Source organism: Streptomyces sp. NPDC096339, from assembly GCF_044762985.1.
Classification (GTDB): Bacteria; Actinomycetota; Actinomycetes; order Streptomycetales; family Streptomycetaceae; genus Streptomyces.
Map to the genome: position 1 here is coordinate 164,017 of NZ_JBIWFI010000006.1, position 22,626 is coordinate 186,642.

Annotated in this window: 21 protein-coding genes; 7 read left to right on the forward strand and 14 right to left on the reverse strand. The window is 73.5% G+C overall.

Annotated elements, in window-relative coordinates; all coding sequences use genetic code 11:
• Positions 1-38 precede the first annotated feature (38 nt).
• Positions 39-944, reverse strand: coding sequence for a homocysteine S-methyltransferase (gene mmuM / locus ACIQ5Y_RS12140; RefSeq protein WP_403878590.1), 906 nt, complete (start codon positions 942-944; stop codon positions 39-41).
• 315 nt (positions 945-1,259) lie between these two features.
• Here mmuM and ACIQ5Y_RS12145 point away from each other — a divergent pair, with 315 nt between their 5' ends.
• Entirely contained in the window at positions 1,260-1,526 is a 267-nt protein-coding gene (locus ACIQ5Y_RS12145; RefSeq protein ID WP_403878593.1) for a hypothetical protein, read from the forward strand.
• 74 nt (positions 1,527-1,600) lie between these two features.
• Here ACIQ5Y_RS12145 and ACIQ5Y_RS12150 read toward each other — a convergent pair whose 3' ends face one another.
• The 4 genes from ACIQ5Y_RS12150 to ACIQ5Y_RS12165 form a co-directional block, all read right to left on the reverse strand.
• Positions 1,601-2,086 carry a DUF6099 family protein gene (locus tag ACIQ5Y_RS12150; RefSeq protein WP_403878596.1) on the reverse strand — a complete coding sequence of 162 codons (486 nt, stop codon included), beginning with the start codon at positions 2,084-2,086 and terminating at the stop codon, positions 1,601-1,603.
• Positions 2,087-2,209: 123 nt separating this feature from the next.
• The gene (locus tag ACIQ5Y_RS12155) at positions 2,210-2,596 is read right to left on the reverse strand and encodes a nucleotide pyrophosphohydrolase (protein ID WP_403878599.1); all 387 of its coding nucleotides are present in this window, start codon (positions 2,594-2,596) and stop codon (positions 2,210-2,212) included.
• A gap of 73 nt (positions 2,597-2,669) precedes the next feature.
• Complete coding sequence (locus tag ACIQ5Y_RS12160) at positions 2,670-3,959, reverse strand: ATP-binding protein (protein WP_403878602.1); 1,290 nt, start codon at positions 3,957-3,959, stop codon at positions 2,670-2,672.
• A gap of 274 nt (positions 3,960-4,233) precedes the next feature.
• Positions 4,234-4,629, reverse strand: a complete 396-nt coding sequence (locus ACIQ5Y_RS12165; RefSeq protein ID WP_189739116.1) for a cell division protein SepF — start codon at positions 4,627-4,629, stop codon at positions 4,234-4,236.
• A gap of 158 nt (positions 4,630-4,787) precedes the next feature.
• On the opposite strand from ACIQ5Y_RS12165, the gene ACIQ5Y_RS12170 reads away from it, so the two are divergent.
• Positions 4,788-5,483, forward strand: a complete 696-nt coding sequence (locus tag ACIQ5Y_RS12170) for a DUF2470 domain-containing protein (protein ID WP_403878605.1) — start codon at positions 4,788-4,790, stop codon at positions 5,481-5,483.
• Between the two features lie 59 nt (positions 5,484-5,542).
• Positions 5,543-6,463 carry an NADP-dependent oxidoreductase gene (locus ACIQ5Y_RS12175; protein ID WP_403878608.1) on the forward strand — a complete coding sequence of 307 codons (921 nt, stop codon included), beginning with the start codon at positions 5,543-5,545 and terminating at the stop codon, positions 6,461-6,463.
• 68 nt (positions 6,464-6,531) lie between these two features.
• Here ACIQ5Y_RS12175 and ACIQ5Y_RS12180 read toward each other — a convergent pair whose 3' ends face one another.
• From ACIQ5Y_RS12180 to ACIQ5Y_RS12215, 8 genes are all read right to left on the reverse strand, one after another.
• Entirely contained in the window at positions 6,532-6,885 is a 354-nt protein-coding gene (locus tag ACIQ5Y_RS12180; protein WP_403878611.1) for a 4Fe-4S binding protein, read from the reverse strand.
• Positions 6,882-8,459, reverse strand: coding sequence for an FAD-dependent oxidoreductase (locus ACIQ5Y_RS12185; protein WP_403878615.1), 1,578 nt, complete (start codon positions 8,457-8,459; stop codon positions 6,882-6,884). Before ACIQ5Y_RS12185 ends, ACIQ5Y_RS12180 begins: the two co-directional genes overlap by 4 nt.
• Positions 8,456-9,787: an LLM class flavin-dependent oxidoreductase gene (locus ACIQ5Y_RS12190; protein WP_403878618.1), complete on the reverse strand. Its 1,332-nt coding sequence runs from the start codon at positions 9,785-9,787 to the stop codon at positions 8,456-8,458. Before ACIQ5Y_RS12190 ends, ACIQ5Y_RS12185 begins: the two co-directional genes overlap by 4 nt.
• Positions 9,788-9,977: 190 nt before the next feature.
• Complete coding sequence (locus tag ACIQ5Y_RS12195; RefSeq protein WP_403878621.1) at positions 9,978-10,928, reverse strand: ABC transporter permease; 951 nt, start codon at positions 10,926-10,928, stop codon at positions 9,978-9,980.
• Positions 10,925-11,749: an ABC transporter ATP-binding protein gene (locus tag ACIQ5Y_RS12200; protein ID WP_403878624.1), complete on the reverse strand. Its 825-nt coding sequence runs from the start codon at positions 11,747-11,749 to the stop codon at positions 10,925-10,927. Before ACIQ5Y_RS12200 ends, ACIQ5Y_RS12195 begins: the two co-directional genes overlap by 4 nt.
• A gap of 6 nt (positions 11,750-11,755) precedes the next feature.
• The gene (locus ACIQ5Y_RS12205) at positions 11,756-12,793 is read right to left on the reverse strand and encodes an ABC transporter substrate-binding protein (protein ID WP_403878627.1); all 1,038 of its coding nucleotides are present in this window, start codon (positions 12,791-12,793) and stop codon (positions 11,756-11,758) included.
• A 39-nt stretch (positions 12,794-12,832) separates the two neighbouring features.
• Positions 12,833-13,390, reverse strand: a complete 558-nt coding sequence (gene ssuE, locus ACIQ5Y_RS12210) for an NADPH-dependent FMN reductase (RefSeq protein WP_403878630.1) — start codon at positions 13,388-13,390, stop codon at positions 12,833-12,835.
• Positions 13,391-13,410: 20 nt separating this feature from the next.
• The gene (locus ACIQ5Y_RS12215; protein ID WP_403878633.1) at positions 13,411-14,382 is read right to left on the reverse strand and encodes a TauD/TfdA dioxygenase family protein; all 972 of its coding nucleotides are present in this window, start codon (positions 14,380-14,382) and stop codon (positions 13,411-13,413) included.
• Between the two features lie 1,073 nt (positions 14,383-15,455).
• On the opposite strand from ACIQ5Y_RS12215, the gene ACIQ5Y_RS12220 reads away from it, so the two are divergent.
• The 4 genes from ACIQ5Y_RS12220 (at position 15,456) to meaB (ending at position 21,772) form a co-directional block, all read left to right on the forward strand.
• A complete protein-coding gene (locus ACIQ5Y_RS12220) occupies positions 15,456-16,634 on the forward strand; it encodes an ROK family protein (RefSeq protein WP_403878635.1) in 1,179 nt (392 codons plus the stop codon).
• A 62-nt stretch (positions 16,635-16,696) separates the two neighbouring features.
• Positions 16,697-18,562, forward strand: a complete 1,866-nt coding sequence (locus ACIQ5Y_RS12225; RefSeq protein WP_403878637.1) for a methylmalonyl-CoA mutase family protein — start codon at positions 16,697-16,699, stop codon at positions 18,560-18,562.
• Positions 18,559-20,751 (forward strand): methylmalonyl-CoA mutase, encoded by a 2,193-nt coding sequence (gene scpA, locus ACIQ5Y_RS12230; RefSeq protein ID WP_403878640.1) that lies wholly within the window; start codon positions 18,559-18,561, stop codon positions 20,749-20,751. Before ACIQ5Y_RS12225 ends, scpA begins: the two co-directional genes overlap by 4 nt.
• Before the next feature lie 7 nt (positions 20,752-20,758).
• Complete coding sequence (gene meaB, locus ACIQ5Y_RS12235) at positions 20,759-21,772, forward strand: methylmalonyl Co-A mutase-associated GTPase MeaB (RefSeq protein ID WP_403878643.1); 1,014 nt, start codon at positions 20,759-20,761, stop codon at positions 21,770-21,772.
• Here meaB and ACIQ5Y_RS12240 read toward each other — a convergent pair.
• Positions 21,757-22,596, reverse strand: coding sequence for an alpha/beta fold hydrolase (locus ACIQ5Y_RS12240; RefSeq protein WP_403878646.1), 840 nt, complete (start codon positions 22,594-22,596; stop codon positions 21,757-21,759). The genes meaB and ACIQ5Y_RS12240 overlap by 16 nt on opposite strands.
• Positions 22,597-22,626: the final 30 nt, after the last annotated feature.

Here is a 22,626-nt window from a genome sequence, read left to right on the forward strand (position 1 = left end):
CGAGTCCGGGGCACCTGGGGGGACAGGCGCCGGCCCCGCTAGCCGAGGACGTCGGCACCCAACTCCGCGATGCGCTCTGGGCCGATGCGGCAGCACCCGCCGATGAGGCGGGCGCCCGCACGGCGCCAGGCGGCCGTGGGCCAGGGCGCCTCGGTGGCCGGCGTGTGCCAGGTGCCGGTGGCGGTTTCCCAGACCGAGCCGTCGTTGGGGTAGGCCACGAGCGGCTTCGTGGTGGTGCCGGCCGCGGCCTCCAGGGCCGGCAGCACCTGGGCCGGGTCGCAGCAGTTGACGCCGAGGGCGACGATCTGCGGGGAGCCCGCGGCGAGGGCGAACGCCTCGGAGAGCGGGGTGCCGGAGCGGGTGCGGCCACCCGCGACGGTGTAGCTCAGCCAGGCCGGCGCCCCGGTCCGGGCCAGGACCGTCAGCAGGGCCTCGGCCTCGTCCGGATCGGGGATGGTCTCCAGGGCGAGGACGTCCGGACCCGCGTCGAGCAGGGCCTCGACGCGAGGCTGGTGGAAGGCGACGAGCTCGCGCACGCTCAGCCCGTACCGTCCCCGGTACTCGGAGCCGTCCGCCAGCACCGCCCCGTACGGGCCCACCGAGGCGGCCACCCACACCTCGTGCTCGGCCGCCTCGGCCGCGCGGGCCGCGAGCTCGACGCTGCGGCGCAGCAGGGCGGAGGTCTGCGCGCGGTCGTGGCCGCGGGCGGCGAAGCTCTCGTACCCGACCTGGTAGCCGGCCGTGATCAGCACCTCCGCGCCGGCCCGTGCGTAGGCGGTGTGGGCGGCCTCCACCTGCTCCGGCTGCTCGACGAGCACCCGGCCCGTCCAGAGTCCGCCGGACAGGTCGCAGCCCTGTGCGGTGAGCTGGTTGCTCAGCCCGCCGTCCAGGAGCAGGGTCCTGTGCTCAAGGGCCCTGGCGAGCGGGCCGGACGCGCGTGGCATCGGGGCTACCTCGTTCCGAGTGTGGCTGCGGCGGCCGTGTTCCATTGTCCCGGATTGTGTCGCGCGGCGTGCATGACACCGGTTCGCCCACGCGTTGCCGCACGGCGGCACGGGCCGTCCCGTCCCGCCCACCCCTGCCGAGTGAATCTTCGTCAACCGGATGTGTCGGTCCCCGGCCCCGCCAGTGACCAGGCCGGACGGGGATCGTTGCTCGGAGGGAGCCGGACCGCCCGGCCCGCGCGCCGGCGGACCCTTCGCCGGTGCGTCCACCGCACCCTTCCGCCCCCGGAAGGGGCCAGGGCCGAGGAGGCCGCCATGTCCCACGAGTCCGCGCCGGAGACCGGTCACCTCACCGGCCAGACCGGACAGACCGGACAGGCAGCACACGACCACGCACCCCAGGAGCCCGTGGTGCCCGCCCAGGGCGGCGGCGCGCCGAAGGGCCTGCTCCAGCAGATGGAAGAGCTGATGGCGGCGCTGAACGCCGACCTCTCGCAGCTCGACGCCGACCTCCAGTCCTCCACGGAGCGCGCTCCGGCCGCCGGCTCCGAGAACGAGCGGCCGGCGCACCGGGCGTACTGACCGTGCGGGTCCCGTCGCGCGCGGCGGGACCCGTGCCGTCAAGGCCGGGCCACCCGCCGTCGCCGGACGGCCCGTCAGGCCACCCCCGAGGCGGACCCCCGCTCGCGGACCGAGATCCGCCGCAGCAGCGCCCGTACCCGGTCGCTCGACTCGTCGGCCGCGTCGATCGACTCTATGCACTGCCAGTACAGGGTCTCGTCATCCGTCCCGCAGGCCACCCCGACCAGGGCTATGCCCACTTCCCCCAGCAGCGCCTGCAGTCCGAGCAGCGCCTGCCGGACATCCGACACCTCGCTCAACTGGGCTGCTCTCGGCGGACGTTCCGGCGCGACGCCCTCGCCGCGCAGGGCCGCTCTGTCGAGCACCCCGCAGCCTCTGCTTCCCGCTTCCCCCAGTCCTCGCGCCTCCGATCTCAGCTCCTGCGGCCCGGTGACCGCCAGGTAGCCCCCTATGCCCTGCGCGAGCGCCTGCGCCTGCCAGGCCTCGCCCACGATGTCCCACGCAGCCCCACTCTGTGCCAGCGCGTGCCGGCCGGCCGCGATGAGCCGTACCGCATCCATATGCCGTCCCCCGTCCGCACGACATCCCGCCGTTCCCGCCACTACCCAGAGTGAGGGCAACCGGCCAGTAAAGCCAGGGGTATTCGGAAAATGTGGACAGAAACGTGATTGTGGATGACCCCATCACTCCGAAGAGTGACGATTCGGTGTCGGAGGGCCCGTCACGGGGAAGCGGAGCTCGTTCCTCTCGATCTTCGCGGCGAGCGCATCCAGCACATCCACCCCCAGGACCTCACAGAACTGCAGCAGGTACGCGAGCACGTCGGCCACCTCATCGGCCACGCGGTGGGCGGATTCCGGCTTCTCCATGACCTTCGCGGACTGTTCGGGTGTCAGCCACTGGAAGATCTCGACCAGTTCGGACGCCTCCACGCTGAGCGCCACCGCCAGGTTCTTGGGCGTGTGGTACGGCTCCCAGCCGCGCGCGGCCGCGAAGTCCGCGAGGCGGCGCTGCAGCCGGTCCAGCCGCTCCTCGGGTCGCGGTTCGCGGGCGTCGTGCGTGTCGTTCATCCCAGCCTCCTTGAGCGCTCCCCCGGCCTCGGCCGGAGGGGCACCAACGTATCCCGCCCGGGAGGGGCGGGGATCAGGCGGACAGGTCCACCACCTCGACGCCCGGAAGGCGGCGGGCGGCATCGGCCGTCGCCTCGCCCACCGCGGCCGCCAGCCGGACGTGTCCGCGGCCGCAGGAGAGCAGGGCCAGGCGCAGCAGCTCCGCGCTCTGGCGGCGGTCGAGACCGCGGTCGAAGTCGTCGGCGAGCACGGTCAGCACCTGCCGCGCGGAGGGCAGTTCGGCGGCCGGGTCCATGGCGAGCACGCCCGGTCCGGTCAGCAGGACGAGCGCCAGCGCGAGGAAGCGGAGTTCGCCGGAGCCGAGGCGGGCCAGTTCCGTGGCGGGCCGGTCGGGGCCGCGGTCGAGCAGCGCGGTGACGGGGGCGCCGCCGACGGGGACGCGTACGTCCAGCCCGGCGACCGTGCCCGAGCAGGCCGTACGGGCCGCCTCGGTCAGCAGCGCGTGGCGGGTGCCGCACTCGTGGCGGGTCCGGCGCAGTACGTCGGCCAGGTTGGCGCAGTCCCGCAGCAGCCGGCCCTCGCCCGGCGGGACGGGGGCGCGCATCCGGTCCGGGCCGGGGTCGCAGGGGAACACCGAGCGCAGGGCCACCACCACCTGCTCGGCCGCGGCCAGCACCTGCCGCTGCCCGGCGGTGGACCCGGCGACGCGCAGCGGGAGCAGGGCGGTGCCGAGCCGGTCGTCGGGCAGCGGGGCGCGGGTGACGCCGATGGAGCCGCCGGTCAGCCAGGCGGCCTGCACGGAGCGGCGGCCCGGGTCGCGCAGTGCGGTGGCGAGCAGGATCCGCCCGCCCTGCGAGAGCCGTTCACCGACGATCCGCAGGGCGGGCTCGGCCTGCACGGCGAGGTCGAGCCGGACCGGCCCGGCGGGGCCGTCGACCGTGCAGCCGAGCCGGAACCCGCGCCGCCGTTCCGCGTCGGGCAGGGCCCGGTCGGGGATGCGGGCGCGGGCGTCGGGAAAGGCCTCCTCCAGCGCGGCCCCGGAACCGAGCGCCGCGAGGGCCTCGTAGGCGGCCAGGAGCTGGGACTTCCCACTGCCGCTGGGACCCGCGAAAAGGGTGACGGGCCCGACGGGAAACACCGCCGCCCGGTGCGCGCCGAAGGCGGAGAGCCGCAACTCGGTGAGGACGGGCCGCAGATGCCGCTGCTCGGGACCTTCCTGTCCGGCGGTGGCGCGCCCGGCCGCGGCCCGGTACCCGCCGGGCCCGGCCTGTCCGGGCACCCCGGCCCGGGCGGGCTCGACGGGCTCGGCATGCTCGGCGGGCTCGGCGGGCTCGACGGGCTCGGCACGCTCGACGGGCTTCACGCCGCCCCCTCGCCCGGACCATGCCACCGACACGGGCGGGGCAGCGGGGCCCGGCGCGGCCGGGGCGGGTGGCGCGGTGGCCGGCGAGGCCGTCGCCGCGCTCCGCCCGGCCGGTGACGGTGTCGTTCCGGCCGGGCGTGACGGGGCGTCGGCTAACGGGGGGACGGGGGCGGGGCGGGGCGTTGCCGCGGGCAGGGTGGCGTCCATGCGGCGGACGGTACGGGCCGCCGGATGCCCCGTGGGTCCGGCGAACCGTTACCTCGTGCGGACCTTCCTACGATCGGGGGACGGCCGCGGCCGCGATCCCCTCGACCTCCGTGCCGACCGGCGCCAGCAGGAAGACGTTCCGGTCCACCCGGTGCATCCCGCTGCCCAGCCCGAAGACCACGCCACTGCTGAAGTCCAGGATGCGCTTGGCGACTTCGCTGTCCGCTCCGGTGAGGTCGAGCAGTACCGGAATCTGCGCGATCAGGTACTCCGCCACTTCCCGGGCGTCCGCGAAGATCTGGACCCGGATCACCACGAAGCGCCGCTGCTCCGCTGCCGACGCGCCGGGCGCCTTGGGGATCGTGCGGTGGTCCACCCGAGAGGGCCATTCGTTGCGGCTGCGCAGGGGGACCACCTGCGCGAGCCCCTCCCACTGTTCGTCGGTGACGTCGTACCTGCTCACCGGACCGCCTCGGCCGTTGGCTTCTTGTGCATCCCCCCATCCTCTCGCGTTTCACCCGTTCAGCCCAACACCGACACGAGCCACCCCGGCTACCCCCGAAAGGAGGGATAGGTTAGGTTAGGCATACCTAAGTAATCCTCGGAGGATGGAGAGACCCGATGCACATGTCCGGTGCCCGCCGCGCCCCCACCGACGCCGAGCTGATCCGGTCCGTCCTGGCCGCCGCACACTCCATGAACGTGGTCACCGACGGCCTGCGCAGCGAGGTCCGCCACCTCGACGGCTCCGACCCGATGGGCCGTCTGCACCTGCACCCCGCCGGAACGAACGGCGGCCACGAGCACCGGCCCGCGATCCGGCTGGAGTTCACCGACATCGCCCCCACTCCCGTACGCGACCGGGTGCGCGCCCGCGTGACCCTGCTGGGCCGGCTGCTCACCCCCTACTCCGACGAGTCCGCCGACTCCACCTGCGTGGAGTTCGGCCAGGCGGTCCTGGAGACCGCGCGCGGGGTCACGTACACCGGCCTCGAAGAGTTGGACGCGGCGGCGCCCGACCCGCTCGCCCCCTACGAGGCGGGCATGCTCACCCACCTCCAGGACGACCACCCCGATCTCGTCGCCCTGCTGCTGCGCCTGGTCCGGCCGCTGCCCACCGCCGCCGTGGTCCGCACCCTGCCGGTGGCGCTGGACCGGTACGGGATCACCCTGCGGCTGGAGGAACGGCGCGGCCACCACGACGTGCGGCTACCCTTCCCCTCCCCGCTCGACCACGTCGAACAGTCCGGGGCGCAGATCCAGGCGCTCCTCAGCGCGGCCCGGCGGCGTTCGCACCGCAACACCCTGCCGGCCTGAGGGAGAGGGAAACGAGACGCAGAGGAATAGCCGCGCGGGCCGGCCCGTTGGTGTCGATCATGAAGGCGATCACGTACGACGCATACGGAACTCCCGACATCCTCAAGCTCGTTGAGGTACCGCAGCCCAAGGTGGGACCGGGCGAGGTCCTCATCCGCGTGAAGGCGGCCGGCGTCAACCCGGTGGACTGGAAGCTCGCCGCCGGATACCTCGACCCCATCCTCGAAGTCCGCCACCCCGTCATACCCGGCTGGGACGTCGCCGGAGTCGTCGAGGCGATCGGCCCGGACACCTTCGACTACGCCGTCGGCGACGAGGTGTACGGCTACGTCCGCAAGGAATGGGTGGAACTCGGCACCTACGCCGAACTGGTCAGCGCCCCCGTCCGCACCCTCGCGCACAAGCCCCGCGAGCTCTCCTTCGAGCAGGCCGCAGGCATCCCGCTGGCCGGTCTGACGGCCTACCAGTCCCTCACCCGGGTGGGCCTGGGGGCGGGCGAGACGGTCGTCATCCACTCCGCGGCCGGCGGCACCGGCTCCCTCGGCGTGCAGATCGCCGTCGCGCTCGGCCTGCGCGTCATCGGCACGGCCGGCGCGCACAACCACGACTACCTGCGCTCGCTCGGCGCCGAACCCGTGCTGTACGGGGAGGGGCTGGCGGACCGGATCCGCGAGCTGGCGCCCGAAGGCGTCGACGCGGGCCTGGACTTCCACGGGGACGGCGCCGTCGAGATCCTCCAGTCGCTCGTCAAGGAGCGCGGGCGGGTCGTCTCGATCGCCGACTACGAGGCTGCCGCCAAGGGCGCGCACCAGCTGTGGGTGCGCCCCGACACCGCCGACCTGACCTTCCTGGCCGAGCTGGCCGACGCCGGCAGCCTCACGGTCAACGTGGAGCACGCGCTGCCGCTCGCCGAGGCCGCCAAGGCCTGGAAGCTGAGCGCCGCGGGCCGCACCCGCGGCAAGATCGTCCTGACGGTCTGACCACACGGGCGGCCACACGGGCGGCCACACGGGCGGGGCGGGTCCGAGGCGGACCCGCCCCCGCACGCTCAGGAAGTGATGGGCTTCGCCTCCGGTCCGAGCGCCGGACCGACCGCCCGCAGCGCCCCGGGGGTGCGCCCCTCGCCCCAGCCGATCTCGCGCCGGTAGCTGCCGAGGAGCCCCCGCCCCACCAGCCCGGCCTCGTCCCGTACGGCCGGGTCGTCCGGCAGCGGCCGGGTCAGCGGGGCCACGAAGAGCGCGTCGACCGGGCAGTTGGCCTCGCACAGGAAACAGGTCTGGCAGTCCTCCTGCCGGGCGAGCACCGGGATCCCGTCCGGGCCCCGCTCGAACACGTCCGTCGGACAGACCTCGACGCACTTGTCGCAGGCGATGCAGCGCTCCTGCGAGACCAGTTCGATCATGCCGCCGCCTCCGCCCGGGTCCACACGCGGTCGAGTCCGCCCACGGTGATGCGGTGGTGCAGCCTCGGGTCCTGTTCCGGGTGGTCCAGGCGCCTGGCCATGCCCCGGCTCTCCGGCCGCGCGAGCGCGGCCGCGTACATCCACCGCGCGTGCGCCGTCATCGCGGCCGCCTGCCGGGCCCTGACCAGGTCGGCGCCCTGCCCGTGCAGGGAGCCGCGCAGTTCGGCCCAGGCCCCGTCGAGGGTGCGCAGGGCGTCGCCCAGCACCCTGCCGTGGCGCAGGTAGTTCTTGTCGTACGGGAGCACCTGCGCCTGTACGAGTTCCACGGCCGCGCGGTGCCCACCGGCGGTTCCGGGAGTCCCCGTCGGGCGCAGTCCCGCGCCTCCCGCGCCGGTGACGGGCCGGGAGGCGGCCCGTCCCGGGCCGAGGGAGAGGGCGTGCCCGGCGGCTCCCCGGCCGGCCCAGCTGCCCGAGGAGATGGCCCAGGCGGCGTTGTGGCTGCCGCCTCCGGTGAAGCCCCCGCAGATCTCCTCACGGGTGGCCGCGTCCCCGGCCGCGTACAGGCCGGGGACGCCGGTGGCGCAGTCGTCGCCGGTGATCCGGATGCCGCCGGTACCGCGGACCGTGCCCTCCGCGAGCAGGGTGACGGCGAAGCGGTCGGTGAACGGGTCGATGCCGAGCCTGTCGAAGGTGAGGAAGAAGTTCGGCTGGGCCAGTCGCATCGCGGCCCGCGCCGCGTCGTCGGCCCGGTCGAGGCGCGCGTACACCTTGGCCCCGGTCAGGAGTTCTCGGGCGATGACCGAGCGGCCGCCCTGGCCGGCCGCGCCCTCCAGCACGCTGCCGTCCTCCTGGTAGAAGGTGGCGAAGGAGTAGAAGGCGGTCTTGGTGACGGAAGTGCCCTCGGGGGCGATCCCGTAGGCGTTGGAGAACTCCATCCCGGAGAGCTCCGCCCCGGCCTCGGCGGCGAACAGCGCGCCGTCGCCCGTGTTGGTGTTGGTTCCGAGCGCCCCGCTGAGGAAGGCGCAGCCGCCGGTGGCGAGGACCACGGCGCCGGCCCGGACCCGGTAGTGCTCGCGGGCCTGGCGGCGGTACCCTGCGGCGCCCGCGACGGCTCCCTCCGCGTCGGTGAGCAGTTCGGTGACCGGGCTGTGGTCCAGTACGCGGACCCCGGCGCGGCGGATCCGGATGCGCATCCGCCGCATGTACTCGGGCCCTTGGAGGCCGTTCCGCAGCGGCTGCCCGTCCCGGCCGGTCGGGAACGGGTACCGGCCGTCGGTGGCCAGCTCGTTCATCCGGTCGTAGGTCTCGTCGAGGACCCGGGCCATCCAGCGCCGGTCGGCGAGGTAGCCGCCGAGCCCCTCCCGGGAGGCCATGGCGGCCTCCCGGGCGGCGGGCTCGGGCGGGACGTACCAGACGCCGGTGCCGCCGGCAGCCGTGGAGCCGCTGGTACCGCAGTAGCCCTTGTCCGCGAGGACGACCCGGGCTCCGGCCTCGGCCGCCTTGAGGGCGGCCCAGGTGGCGGCCGGTCCACCGCCGACGACGAGGACGTCGGTGACGTACTCGTGAACGGTCATACGGATTCCCTCGCGTGCCGGTTGACGGGGCGCGGCAGGCCGTAGTTCTCCCGCAGGGTGCGGCCGGTGTACTCGGTGCGGAAGAGGCCGCGGCTCTGGAGGATCGGCACGACGTGGTCGACGAAGTCGGTCAGGCCGGTCGGCAGGATCGGGGCCATGATGTTGAAGCCGTCGGCGGCTCCCTGCGTGAACCACTCCTCCAGCTGGTCGGCGATCTGCTCGGGGGTGCCGGCGAAGGTGCGGTGGCCGCGGCCCGCGCCGAGGCGGGCGATCAGCTCGCGCAGGGTCAGCCCGTCGCGGCGGGCGAGCTCGGCGACGAGGGTGAAGCGGCTCTTGTTGCCGTTGATGTCCCGCTCCTCGGGGAGATCGGGCAGCGGGCCGTCGAGGGGCAGGCCGGTGAGGTCCACGCCGAGCATCCCGGAGAGCTGGGCGAGACCGTACTCGGGGATCTGGAGGTCGGTGAGCTGCTGCTCCAGGGCCTTCGCCTCGGCCTCGGTGGAGCCGATGACGGGGGCGATGCCCGGCAGCACGAGTAGGTCGCTCTCGGCGCGGCCGTGGCGGGCGAGCCGGGACTTGAGGTCCTTGTAGAAGGTCTGGCCGTCGGCGAGGGTCTGCTGGGCGGTGAAGACGGCCTCGGCGTACTGGGCGGCGAACTCCTTGCCGTCCTCGGAGGAGCCCGCCTGCACGAGGAGCGGGTATCCCTGCGGGGAGCGGGGCACGTTGAGCGGGCCGGCGACGCCGAAGTGCTCGCCCCGGTGGGCGGCGGGGTGGAGCTTGTCGGTGTCGGCGTAGATGCCGCGCTCCTTGTCGAGGACGATCGCGTCGTCCTCCCAGCTGTCCCAGAGCTTGGTGGCGACGTCGAGGAACTCGCGGGCGCGCTCGTAGCGGCGGGCGTGCTCCAGGTGCTCGTCCCGGTTGAAGTTGCGGGCCTCGTCGACGCTGCCGGAGGTGACGATGTTCCAGCCGGCGCGGCCGCCGCTGATGTGGTCGAGGGAGGCGAACTTGCGGGCCAGGTTGTACGGCTCGTTGAAGGTGGTGGAGACGGTGGCGATGAGCCCGATGTGCTCGGTGACGGCGGCGATCGCGGAGAGCAGGGTGATCGGCTCGAACCCGCCGAGGGCGTTGTAACGGGCCTTGCCCCACAGGGCGACCCCGTCGGCGAAGAAGATCGAGTCGAGCCTGCCGCGCTCGGCGGTGCGGGCCAGTTCCTGGAAGTACTTGAGGTCGGTGGCCCGTTCGGGCGTGCTGTCGGGGTGACGCCAGGCGGCGTCGTGGTGCCCGGCGTTCATGAGGAACGCGTTGAGGTGGAGGGTGCGGGATGCGGTCATGGCTGGTCCTGGGGTGGGAAGGGGGGCGGGCGGGGCGCGGCAACGGGTGGCGGGCGGGGCGCGGCAACGGGTGGCGGGCGGGGCGCGGCAACGGGTGGCGGGTGGCGGTCCCGCGGACCCGGCCCCGAACGGGGGGCGGGTCCGCGGGGCCGTGCTCTCGTTCGCCGCCCCTGCCGGGAGGCGAACGGCGTCAGGCGGCCGGGACGCGCCAGAGGCTGAGGCGGCGTTCGACGCTGACCAGCAGCTGGTTGAAGGCCACCCCGATGGCGGAGATGGTGATGATGCCCGCGTACATCTGCGGGATCGCGAAGTTGAACTGGGAGGCGTTGATCAGGTAGCCGAGGCCCGCCTTCGCGCCGATCATCTCGGCGGCGACGAGGACGAGGATGGAGACGGCGCCGGCGAGCCGGATCCCGGTGAAGATGACCGGTACCGAGGCCGGGAGGATCACCTTCTGGAAGAGCCTCGGCGTGGACAGGTCCATCGAGCGGGCCAGCCTGACGAGGGTGGGGTCGGCGTTGCCGACGGCGCTGATGGTGTTCAGGAGGATCGGCCACACGCAGGCGTAGACGACGATCGAGATCTTCGACGTCTCGCCGATGCCGAGCAGGAGCACGAAGACCGGCAGCAGGGCGAGCGCCGCGGTGTTGCGGAACAGCTCCAGCAGCGGGCCGAGCAGCGCGGCGACCGGCCGGTACCAGCCGATGAGCAGGCCGAGCGGGACCGCGACGGCCACGGCGATCCCGAAGCCTCCGAAGGAGCGGGTGAGGCTGGCCGAGGTGTGCTCGGCGAGCTGGCCGTTGCCCAGGAGGTCCCACCACGCCTGCGCCACGATGCTGAAGGGCGGCAGGAAGGTGGCGTCGACCAGGCCGAACCGTGGTGCGAGCTCCCACACGGCGAGCAGGGCGAGGACGGCCGCCGAGCGCAGGGCGGCGGCGCGCAGCCACCGGCCCACGGCCCGGACGGGCCGCCGGGCCGGAGCCCGGGCCGGACGGGTGGTCCGTCCGGCGCCGGGAGCCGGCAGGGGCGCGGCGTCGCGTACCGCGGCGGCCGGCGCCGGTACGGCGGGCTGTGCCGCAGGGGCTTCGACGGTGGCCGTGGCCGTCGCGGTGGCGACGGTGCTTTCGGTCCGGGTGGTCATACGGTGGCCTCCTCCTTCTCCAGTTGCTGGGCGCGGGCCACCTCGTCGTGGAGCAGGGTCCAGACCTCGTGGCGGTAGCGGGCGAACTCCGGGCTGGAGCGCAGCTCCTCGCCCTGCAGACCCTGGCTCCGCTCGCCGAAGGAGACGGGGACGATCTCCTTGATGCGTCCCGGGCGGGAGGTCATGACGGCCACCCTCTGGCCGAGGTAGACGGCCTCCTCGATGCCGTGCGTGATGAAGACGACGGTCTTGCCGGTGCGCTGCCAGATGCGGCGCAGCTCGTCCTGGAGGGACTCGCGGGTCTGCGCGTCGAGCGCGGCGAACGGCTCGTCCATCAGCAGCACGTCCGGGTCGTACGCCAGCGAGCGGGCGATGGCCACGCGCTGGCGCATGCCGCCGGAGAGCTCGTGCGGGTGCCGGTCCTCGAATCCGCTCAGTCCCACCAGGTCGAGGAACTCCCGTGCTCGGTCGGCTCGTTCACGCCTCGGAACACCGGTGGCCTCGAGGCCGAATTCGACGTTGCCGAGCGCCGTCCGCCACGGCAGCAGCGCGTACTGCTGGAAGACGATCCCCCGGTCCAGACCGGGCCCGGTGACCGGCTTGCCGTCGAGCAGGATCCGCCCCGACGTCGGCCGGGACAGGCCGCCGAGGAGGTCCAGGAGGGTGGATTTGCCGCAGCCGCTGGGGCCCACGACGACCACGAACTCACCTGCCTCGATCTCCAGGTCGATGCCGTCGAGGGCGGTGAACTCCTCCCTGCCCCGGCTCCTGTTCCTGGCCGGGAAGGTCTTGCCCACCCCCGCGAACACGATCTTCGCCATGTCCGGTCAGCCCTTTCCGAAGCCGTTGAACTCGTTGGTGTAGAGATCGGAGGGCTTGAACTGCCCCTTCTTGATCTCGCCGCGCTCGCCGAGCCAGTCGATCCACAGCTGGAAGGACTTGTCGGGTATCCGGCCGCCGTGCTCGGCGATCCCGTAGGAGTGCCAGTACTGGAGGGCGGCCGTGTCCTCGTTGCGCCCGCGCTTCTTGACGATCTCCGTCATCCGCGCGACGACCTCCTCGCGCGGGGTGGTGCGGGACCACTCGATGGCCTTGGCGACACCCGTCGTGAAGGTCCGTACGGTGTCGGGGTTCTGCTTGATGAAGCGCTCGGTCATGATGTAGGTGCCCGCGCTGAACGGGCCGAGCAGCTCGACGTCCGTGAACAGCGGCCGGATGCCGCCGGTGGCCAGGGCCTTGTCGCGCAGGATCCCGGTGAGCACCCCCACTTCGATCTGCTTCTGGCGCAGGGCCTGTTCGGTGTTGACGGGCGGCACCACCAGGGGCTCGACCTTGGCCGCGTCCGCCTTGGAGAGGCCGTTGCGGCTCAGGTAGAGGTCGAGCAGGGCCTGGTAGTGCGCGCCCAGGGTGTTCATGCCGACCTTCTTGCCGACCAGGTCGCGGGCGGAGCGGATCGGGCTGTCCTCCAGGACGAAGTAGCCGCCGTAGGAGTACTGGTCGGATCCGTAGGAGGAGATGACGGCCTTGATCGGGGCGTTGCCGGCGGCGAGCTTGATGACCGCGCCGTTGAAGGCGCTGCCGAAGTGGGTCTGGCCGGTGGCGGCGGACTGGATGTCCTGCGGGCCGCTGATGGTGTTGCCGACCCATTCGAGCTTGAGGTCCTCGAGGTGGCCGAGGTCGGCGGCGAGTTCGGGGAGCGAGACCGAGCCGACGGCTCCCTGGTACTTCAGGGTCTTGATCTGCGACCCCGAGCCCGAGCCGCCGTTGGCGGTGGCCGTGCCGCAGCTCACCGCGGCCGCCGAGATGCCGAGCAGGGTGAGGAACTGGCGACGGGAGGTGGAGGTCGAGGTGAAGGCTGCGGCCATGACGGTTCCTTGTCGGTGCGGGTTGCGGGGCTACGGGGTTTACGGGGCGGCGGTCAGCGCGGTGGCGGGGACGGGGCGCAGGGCGTCCGCGAACTCGTCCACGGCCTGGTAGAGGTCCAGCTCCGCCTCGGGCCGCAGCCGGTCGGGGCCGTTGCCCCGCTCGACGGTGGAGTCGAGGACGAACCGGCCGGCGGTGACGTGTCGGGCGCCGAGGGCGGAGAGGACGGGGCGCAGGGCGTAGTCGATGGTCAGGACGTGGGCGAGGCTGCCGCCGGTGACCAGGGGCAGGATCGTTTTGCCGGCGAGCCCGTCCTGCGGGAGCAGATCGAGGAACGCCTTGAGCAGACCGGTGTACGAGGCCTTGTAGACCGGGGTCGCGATGACCAGGCCGTCGGCCTCGGCGACGGCTTCGAGCGCACGGCGGATCTCCGGCTCGCCGCGGCGGGCGGCGAGCAGGTCGGCGGCGGGCAGGTCGCGTACGGAGAGGTGCGCGGTCTCGAAGCCGGAGTGGGCCAGGCGGCCCAGCACGTGGTCGGCGACCACGGCGGTACGGGAGTGGGCGGAGGGGCTGCCGGTGATGGCGAGCAGTCTGGGCACGGGTGCTCCTTGCGGGACGGTCAGGCGGCGGAGGCGTCGGCGGAAGCGCCGGAGGTGGAAGCGCCGGAGGTGGAAGCGCCGGAGGCGATGCCGAAGGACGGGTCCGGGACGGCCTCCGGGGTGATCAGTCGCGAGGGCTCGCCGTCGGGGCCGACCGGGACGTCTCCGTCGACGGTCACGCGGCGCAGGGTGCGCTCGTGGTCGTCGGAGTCGTTCACGCCGTAGTGCTGGGTGGCGCGGTTGTCCCAGATCGCGACGTCACCGGCCCGCCACTGCCAGCGCACGGTGTTCTCGGGGCTCTCGATGTGGGCCTGGAAGAGGTCGACGAGGGCCCGGGAGTCGCGGCCGGTCAGGCCGTCGATGCGCTGCACGAAGTTGCCGAGCAGCAGGGTGCGCTCGCCGGTCTCGGGGTGGACGCGGACCACCGGGTGCTCGGTGAGGAACTTCGTCGAGGTGAACACCTCGCGGTACTGCACCAGGGCCTCGGGCAGCGCGTCGGGCTTGAGGGCGGCGTAGTCGTACTCGTTGGAGTGCAGGGCGCGCAGGCCGTCGGCGAGGGCGCGCAGCGGCTCGGGGAGGTTGGCGTAAGCCGTGGCCGTGTTGGCCCAGAGGGTGTTGCCGCCGTACGGCGGGACGGTGACGGCGCGCAGGATGGAGAAGGCGGGGTAGGCGGGGACGAAGGTGACGTCGGTGTGCCACTGGTTGGCGCGGGCGCCGTGGTGCGAGTCGATGCCGAGGGCGTAACGGCCGTCCGCGGAGGGGACGGTGGGGTGCGCGACGGGCGTGCCGAGCAGCTGGGCGAAGGCCTCGTGGCCGGCCTCGTCGAGGTGGTCCTGGTCGCGGAAGAAGACGACCTTGTGGGCGAGGAGCGCGGACCGGATCTCGGCGACGGTCGCCTCGGGGAGGTCTCCGCCGAGCTTTACGCCACCGATCTCGGCGCCGATGCGGCCGCCGATCTTCGTGACGGTGGTGGCGGTGGTGACGGTGGTCATGGGGACTCCTTGGACGACGGGCCGCGGCAGTTATTTCCGCAGCGGAAGAAATGGACCTACGGGGGTACGCGGCCACGGACCCACGGGGACTGGCGGGGGCACGGGGCTACGGGACGACGGGGAGAGCGCGAGTACGGGACGACAGACGACAGGGGGACGCCGGCGCGGATCCTCGCAACGACGGGCGCCGACGACACCGGGGCGCGGGCCCGGGGACGGCCGGGCCCGGGAGCCGGTCCCGCCAGGGCCCCCGCGGGGCTCGGGTCGGACGCGGTTCGTACGGGACCCGGACGACCGGACACCCGGGCACGGGCCCCTGCGGGACCGGGACGTGACGCGGGGTCCGGGGGCCTGGTCCGGGGTCGGACCCGACGCGGGGTCCGGGCCGCGGGACTCGGATCCGGTGTCGAGGCGCGAGCCCCGTGCGGGGCTCAGGACCGACACGGAGCCGGGACCCTCCGGAGCCGGGACCCTCCGGGACCGGGACCCTGCGGAGCCGGGACCCTTCGGGACCGGGACCCTGCGGAGCCGGGACCCGGCGTCGGGGCGCGGGCCCCGTGCGGGACTCAGGCCCGACGCGGGGCGCTACAGCGGCCCGGACAGCCACCCGGCGCGGTACAGGGGCCGGGGGTGTGGAGCCGCGGGACAAGGAGTTCGTTCGCGGACATGTCCCGGAGCGTGTCAGCGCCCGCGCCCCCGGTCAACCCTCGTCCCCGGCCCCGTCACAATCCCGCGCCGACCCCCGTCCACCCCACGTGACCTGTGCTTTCCCGCCGCCCGCCCATCCCACCGCACCTCTCCGGTCGGCCGAAAACCATGGCCGGATTTCATACCCCCGCAACGCGCCCGCCACGGGTGCGGACTCCTGCCGAGCGGGGCGCCTTCCCCACCCCGTTCCCGGCCCCGTTCCCGGCCCCGTCCCCCGGGCCCGTCCCCCGGCCCCGGCCCTCCCGGCGACGGCCGGGGGAGTTCGGGGTGCGGGGTCAGGGGCGGGGCCCCGGTTCTTCGTGCCGCGCCGGCCCGGCCCCGCCGGGGACCCGGCATCATCGGGGGACCGAGCCCCAGGAGCCCCCATGCCCCCCACCACCGGCGACGGCCGAGCCGCCGCGAACGCCGCCACCGTGCTGCGCACGGTCCTCGCGCACGGGCCCGTCGCACGCAGCGCCATCGCCCGGCTGTGCGGGCTCAGCCCCGCCGCCGTGTCCCGGCAGACCACCGGCCTGCTCCGCAGCGGCCTGCTGCGCGAACTCCCCGGCCCCGCCGCGGGGGTCGGACGCCCGCGGATCCCGCTCGACCTGCACACCGGGGCCATCGGCGGTCCCGTCGCCGCCGGGCTGCACATCGGCGTGCCCTCCGCCACGTTCAGCATCGTCGACCTCCGCGGCACGGTCCTCGCCCGCCGCACCTCCCCCCACCCCTCCTCCGGCGCCACCGACCCCGCCGACATCGCCGACCGACTCGCCGTCTTCCTCCGCGAGTTCGACACCGGCCGTCCGCTCCTCGGCCTCGGCGTGGCCCTCGGCGGATGGGTCCGTCCCGCCGACGGGACCGTCGTACGCCACGAGGCGCTCGGCTGGCACGACCGCCCCCTCGCCGCCCAGCTCGCCGAACGGCTCCGGCTGCCCGTCTCGGTCGACAACCACGCCCGCGCCGTCGCCCACTCCGAGATCCTCTTCGGCCGCCCCGAGGCCCGGCGCAGCATCGTCCACCTCTTCATCGGCAGCGTCGTCGACGCCGCCTTCGGCATCGAGGGCACCGTGCACCAGGGCCCCGGCGCGGCGGCCGGTGACGTGGCCCACCTCCCCGTGCCGGGAAGCCGTACGGTCTGCCCCTGCGGCCGTACCGGCTGCCTCCAGGCCACCGCCTCCGACGCCGCGCTCGGCGCCGAGGCCCTCCGCCTCGGCATCGTCCCGGAACCGTCCGTCAACCTGCTCGTGGACGCCGCGGCGACCGGCGACCCACGCGCCGACCGGCTGCTGCGCGAGCGGGCCCGGGCCGTCGGCAGGGCCGCGGCCGTGCTCCTCGACGTCTTCAACCCGGCCGTCATGGTGATCACCGAACTGTCGAGCGTGCTGCACGACGGCTACCTGGACGAGATCCGTACCGCGGCGGCCTCCGTCTCCCGGACCGGCGCGGCCCCCGGCGCTGCCGACCGCATCGTGGCGCCGCACGCGGGTCCCGCCGTACTCCCCGGGGCGGCCGCGACCGTCCTGCTCGGCCCGCTCTTTCGTGACCCCTCCCACCTCAGTTGAGAGGGGGAGATCACATCCGGTGGTTATTGGTCGTGCACAGACACCCCCCTAGCATTCGAGCCATGACGGTCCTGCCTGACGACGGGCTCTCCTTGGCCGCCGAGTTCCCTGACGCGACGCATGAGCAGTGGCAGCGCCTGGTAGAGGGCGTGCTGCGCAAGTCGGGCAAGGAAGCCTCCGGCGAGGCCGCGGAAGAAGCGTTGTCCACGAAACTCGAGGACGGGCTCACCACCCGCCCGCTGTACACCGCGCGCACCGGCGCGCCCGACGCCGATGCCACGGGCCTGCCCGGCTTCGCACCCTTCGTGCGCGGAGGCAGGGCCGAGGGGAACGCGGCGACCGGCTGGGACGTGCGCCAGCGCCACCTGGGCACCGACCCCGTACGGGTCAACGAGGCGGTCCTGGCCGACCTGGAGAACGGGGTCACCTCCCTCTGGCTGACCGTCGGCCGAGGCGGTATCCCGGTGGACGGCCTGGCCCGCGCCCTGGAGGGCGTCTACCTCGACCTCGCACCCGTGTCCCTGGACGCCGGGGCCGACCACGCCGAAGCGGCAAGGGCGTTCCTCGCCCTCTGCGCCGAGCGCGGGACGCGCCCCGAAGCCGTGCACGCCTCTCTGGGCGCCGACCCGCTGGGCCACGAGGCCCGCACCGGCGAGGTCCTGGACCTCGCGGAAGCCGTGGAGTCGGCGAAGGCCGTCGCGGACCACCCGCACGTGCGGGCGCTGACGGTGGACGCGCTGCCGTACCACGAAGCCGGCGGGAGCGCCGCCGAGGAGCTGGGACTGTCCCTGGCCACCGGCGTCGCCTACCTGCGCGCCCTCACCGACGGCGGCCTGAGCGTCGAGTCGGCTCTGCGACAGGTGGAGTTCCGTTACGCGGCCACGGCCGACCAGTTCCTCACGATCTCCAAGCTCCGCGCCGCCCGCCGCCTGTGGGCCCGTATCGCCGAGGCGTGCGGAGCCCCGGCCGCGGGCGCGCAGCGCCAGCACGTGGTGACCTCGCCGGTGATGATGACCCGCCGCGACCCGTGGGTGAACATGCTCCGCACCACCGTCGCCTGTATGGCGGCCGGTGTCGGCGGCGCGGACTCGGTCACCGTGCTCCCCTTCGACCACGAGCTGGGTCTCCCGGACGCCTTCGCACGACGGATCGCCCGCAACACCTCCACGATCCTCCTGGAGGAATCGCACCTGGCCCGGGTCATCGACCCGGCCGGCGGCTCCCACTACGTCGAGCGGCTCACGGACGAACTCGCCCACGCGGCATGGGAGTTCTTCCAGACCCTGGAGAAGGCCGGCGGCCAGGCCGCCGCCCTGCGCTCCGGACTGGTCGCCGACCGCCTCGCCGCCACCTGGGCCGAGCGGTCGAAGAAGCTCGCCAAGCGCCGCGAACCCATCACCGGCGTCAGCGAGTTCCCGCTGCTCGCGGAGAAGCCCGTCGTACGGGAACCCGCCCCCGCGGCCCCCTCCGGCGGCCTGCCCCGGGTCCGCCGCGACGAGGCCTACGAGGCACTGCGCGCCCGCAGCGACGCCCACCTCGCCGCCACCGGCGCCCGCCCGCGGATCTTCCTCGCCGCGCTCGGCCCCGCCGCCGCGCACACCGCACGAGCGACCTTCGCCGCCAACCTCTTCCAGGCGGGCGGCGTCACACCGGTGCACGACCCGGTGTCCGTCGACCCGTCCACGGCCGCCGAGGCGTACGCCGCGAGCGGCGCCGACGGCATGGCCGTGCTCTGCTCCAGCGACGCGCTGTACGAGGAGCAGGCGGAGGCGGTGGCCGCAGCCCTGCGCGCGGCGGGCGCCACGACCGTCTACCTCGCGGGCAAGCCCGGTACCGCCGAGGCCGCCGTGGACGCGTACGTCTTCGCCGGCTGCGACGCGGTCGCCGTGCTGTCCTCCGTACTCGACCGGATGGGAGTCGCGTCTTGAGCGGCACCGGAATCCCCGATTTCTCCGAGCTCGCCCTCGGCGGCCACGGCGCCGCCGCATCCGAGGACCACTGGCGCGCGGCGGTCAAGGAGTCCACCGGCCACGCCCCCGCCGACCTCCTCTGGGAGACCCCCGAGGGCATCGGCGTCAAGCCGCTCTACACCGGCCGTGACCTCGAAGGCCTCGACTTCCTGAACACCTACCCGGGCGTGGCCCCGTACCTTCGCGGCCCCTACCCGACCATGTACGTCAACCAGCCCTGGACGATCCGGCAGTACGCCGGTTTCTCCACGGCCGAGGAGTCCAACGCCTTCTACCGCCGCAACCTCGCGGCCGGCCAGAAGGGGCTCTCGGTCGCCTTCGACCTGCCCACCCACCGCGGCTACGACAGCGACCACCCCCGCGTCACCGGCGACGTCGGCATGGCGGGTGTGGCGATCGACTCCATCTACGACATGCGGCAGCTGTTCGACGGGATCCCCCTCGACAAGATGTCGGTGTCGATGACGATGAACGGCGCGGTCCTTCCGGTCCTCGCGCTCTACATCGTGGCGGCGGAGGAGCAGGGCGTCTCGCCGGACAAGCTCGCGGGGACCATCCAGAACGACATCCTCAAAGAGTTCATGGTCCGCAACACCTACATCTATCCGCCCACGCCCTCGATGCGGATCATCTCCGACATCTTCGCGTTCACCTCGCAGAAGATGCCCCGGTACAACTCGATCTCCATCTCCGGCTACCACATCCAGGAGGCCGGGGCCACGGCCGACCTGGAGCTGGCCTACACCCTCGCCGACGGCGTGGAGTACCTGCGGGCCGGGCAGGCGGTCGGGCTGGACGTGGACGCGTTCGCGCCGCGCCTGTCGTTCTTCTGGGCGATCGGCATGAACTTCTTCATGGAGGTCGCCAAGCTCCGCGCGGCGCGCCTGCTGTGGGCGAAGCTCGTGAAGCAGTTCGACCCGAAGAACCCCAAGTCGCTTTCGCTGCGCACCCATTCGCAGACCTCGGGCTGGTCGCTGACCGCGCAGGACGTCTTCAACAACGTGACGCGCACCTGCATCGAGGCCATGGCGGCGACCCAGGGCCACACCCAGTCCCTGCACACCAACGCCCTCGACGAGGCCCTCGCGCTGCCGACGGACTTCTCGGCGCGCATCGCCCGCAACACCCAGCTCCTGCTCCAGCAGGAATCGGGCACCTGCCGGTCGATCGACCCCTGGGGCGGCAGCGCGTACGTGGAGAAGCTGACGTACGACCTGGCCCGGCGTGCCTGGCAGCACATCGAGGAGGTCGAGGCGGCGGGCGGTATGGCGCGGGCCATCGACGCGGGCATTCCCAAGCTCCGCGTCGAGGAGGCCGCGGCCCGCACCCAGGCCCGTATCGACTCCGGCCGCCAGCCGGTCATCGGCGTCAACAAGTACCGGGTGGAGAACGACGAGGCTATCGAGGTCCTGAAGGTCGACAACTCCTCGGTCCGCGCCCAGCAGATCGCCAAGCTGCGGCGCCTGCGCGAGGAACGCGACGAGGCCGTCACGCAGGACACCCTGCGGGCGCTGACGAACGCGGCCGAGCGCGGCGACGGCAACCTCCTGGCCCTGGCGGTGGACGCGGCGCGGGCGAAGGCCACGGTCGGCGAGATCTCGGATGCGCTGGAGAAGGTGTACGGACGGCACGCGAGCCAGATCCGTACCATCTCGGGTGTGTACCGAACCGAAGCAGGCGAGTCCCCGTCCGTGGAGCGCACCCGTACCCTCGTCGACCGGTTCGAGGAGGCGGAGGGACGCCGTCCGCGCATCCTGGTCGCCAAGATGGGCCAGGACGGGCACGACCGCGGCCAGAAGGTCATCGCGACCGCCTTCGCCGACCTGGGCTTCGACGTCGACGTCGGCCCCCTGTTCCAGACCCCGGCGGAAGTGGCCCGCCAGGCGGTCGAGGCCGACGTCCACGTCGTGGGCGTCTCCTCCCTCGCCGCCGGCCACCTGACCCTCGTACCGGCACTGCGCGAGCAACTGGCGGAAGAGGGACGCGAGGACATCATGATCGTGGTGGGTGGGGTCATCCCGCCGGCCGATGTCCCCACGCTGCTGGAGATGGGCGCGACGGCGGTCTTCCCGCCCGGAACGGTCATCCCGGACGCGGCCCACGACCTGGTGACGCGGCTCGCCGCGGATCTGGGCCACGAGCTGTAGGCCGGCGATGGCGCGGATCGACATCGAGGCCTACGCGAAGGGAGTGCTCGACGGGAAGCGCGCGCTGATCGCGCGCGCCATCACCCTCGTCGAGTCCACCCTGCCCGCTCACCGGGTGCTGGCACAGCGCCTGTTGACGGAGCTGCTCCCGTACGCGGGCAACGCGCGCCGCATCGGCATCAGCGGGGTGCCGGGCGTCGGCAAGTCCACCTTCATCGACGCCTTCGGCACCATGCTCACCGGACTCGGCCACAAGGTCGCGGTCCTCGCCGTCGACCCCTCCTCCACCCGCACCGGCGGCTCCATCCTCGGCGACAAGACCCGGATGGAGCGCCTGGCCGTGGACCCGGCGGCCTTCGTCCGCCCGTCCCCCTCCGCCGGGACCCTGGGCGGCGTCGCCAAGGCCACCCGCGAATCCATGATCGTGATGGAGGCGGCGGGCTACGACGTCGTCCTCGTCGAAACCGTCGGCGTCGGCCAGTCCGAAACCACCGTCGCCGGCATGGTCGACTCCTTCCTCCTGCTCTCCCTCGCCCGCACCGGCGACCAGCTCCAGGGCATCAAGAAGGGCGTCCTGGAACTGGCCGACGTCCTCGCCGTCAACAAGGCGGACGGCCCTCACGAGCGCGACGCGAAGGCGGCGGCGCGGGAGCTGTCGGGGGCGCTGCGCCTCATGCACCCCACCGACGCCGCCTGGACCCCACCCGTCCTCACCTGCAGCGCCCGCGAATCGACCGGACTCGACGAGGTCTGGAACCGTCTCGAACAACACCGCACGCTCCTGGACGCGGGTGGCCGCCTGACGGCGAAGAGAGCCGCGCAGCAGGTGGAGTGGACCTGGTCCATGGTCCGCGAGGAGCTCCTGGAACGTCTCCGCGCGGACCCGGCCGTCCGCGACCTCGCACCGGCCCTGGAGGACTCGGTCCGGGCCGGCACCGTCACGCCCACCTCGGCCGCGGACCGGATCCTGGCGGCCTTCGCGTCCGGTGAGGCCTTCGCGTCCGGTCAGCCCAGGAACTGAACGACCTCGGTGGTGAAGGCCTCCGGGTCGTCGCGCCAGGGGAAGTGCCCGGCCCGGCGCTGGACGACCAGCCAGGGGTCCTGGAAGAGCTCCGCGTACTGGGCCACGACCTCCGGCAGGGCGCCCAGGTCGGTCTTGCCCGCGAGGAGCATCACGGGCCGGTCGAAGTCGGCGAGGGCGGCCCGGGTGGCGGGCGGGTCGTAGGCTCCCTCCGAGCCGTAGACGGAGGCGGCCTCGTGGTTGCGCGTGGCCTCTTCGGCCACCTTGCGGGCCTGCGCGGCGGCGTCCCAACGGCCGTGCGAGAACGGCTCGATCGCCTGCCAGTTCTCCGGGGTCTGCTGTCCGGCCAGGATGGCTTCGAGGGCGGCGTAGGCCTTGGCGAACCACGGCTGGTGCGAGTGCCTGCGCGCGCCCCGGAGCCGCGTCTCGGCGGGGACTTCGATGCCGACGGCGAAGACGCTCGGGGTGATGAGGACCATCCTGCCGATCCGCCGGGGATGGCGGGCGGCGTACAGGGCGGCGAGGTTCGCGCCGGCCGAGTGCGCCAGCAGGTCGAGGTGTCGGAGGCCGAGGTGCTCGCGCAGGGCCTCCACGTCGTCGACGAGCCGGTCGCACCGATAGCTGCCCGGGTCCTTGGGTATCGCGGAGCGGCCGGTGCCGCGCAGGTCCGGCAGGATGAGGCGCCGGTGTGCGGACAACCCGCCCAGCTCGTCGAGGTAGGCGGCGTCGATCATGGGGCCGCCCGGGAGGCAGACCAGCGGGGCGCCGTCACCGACCTCGCGGTAGGCGAGTTCGGTGCCGTCGTACGCGGAGAAGAGGGGCATGGCGCGGATCCTGACAGCCGCGTTCGGGGC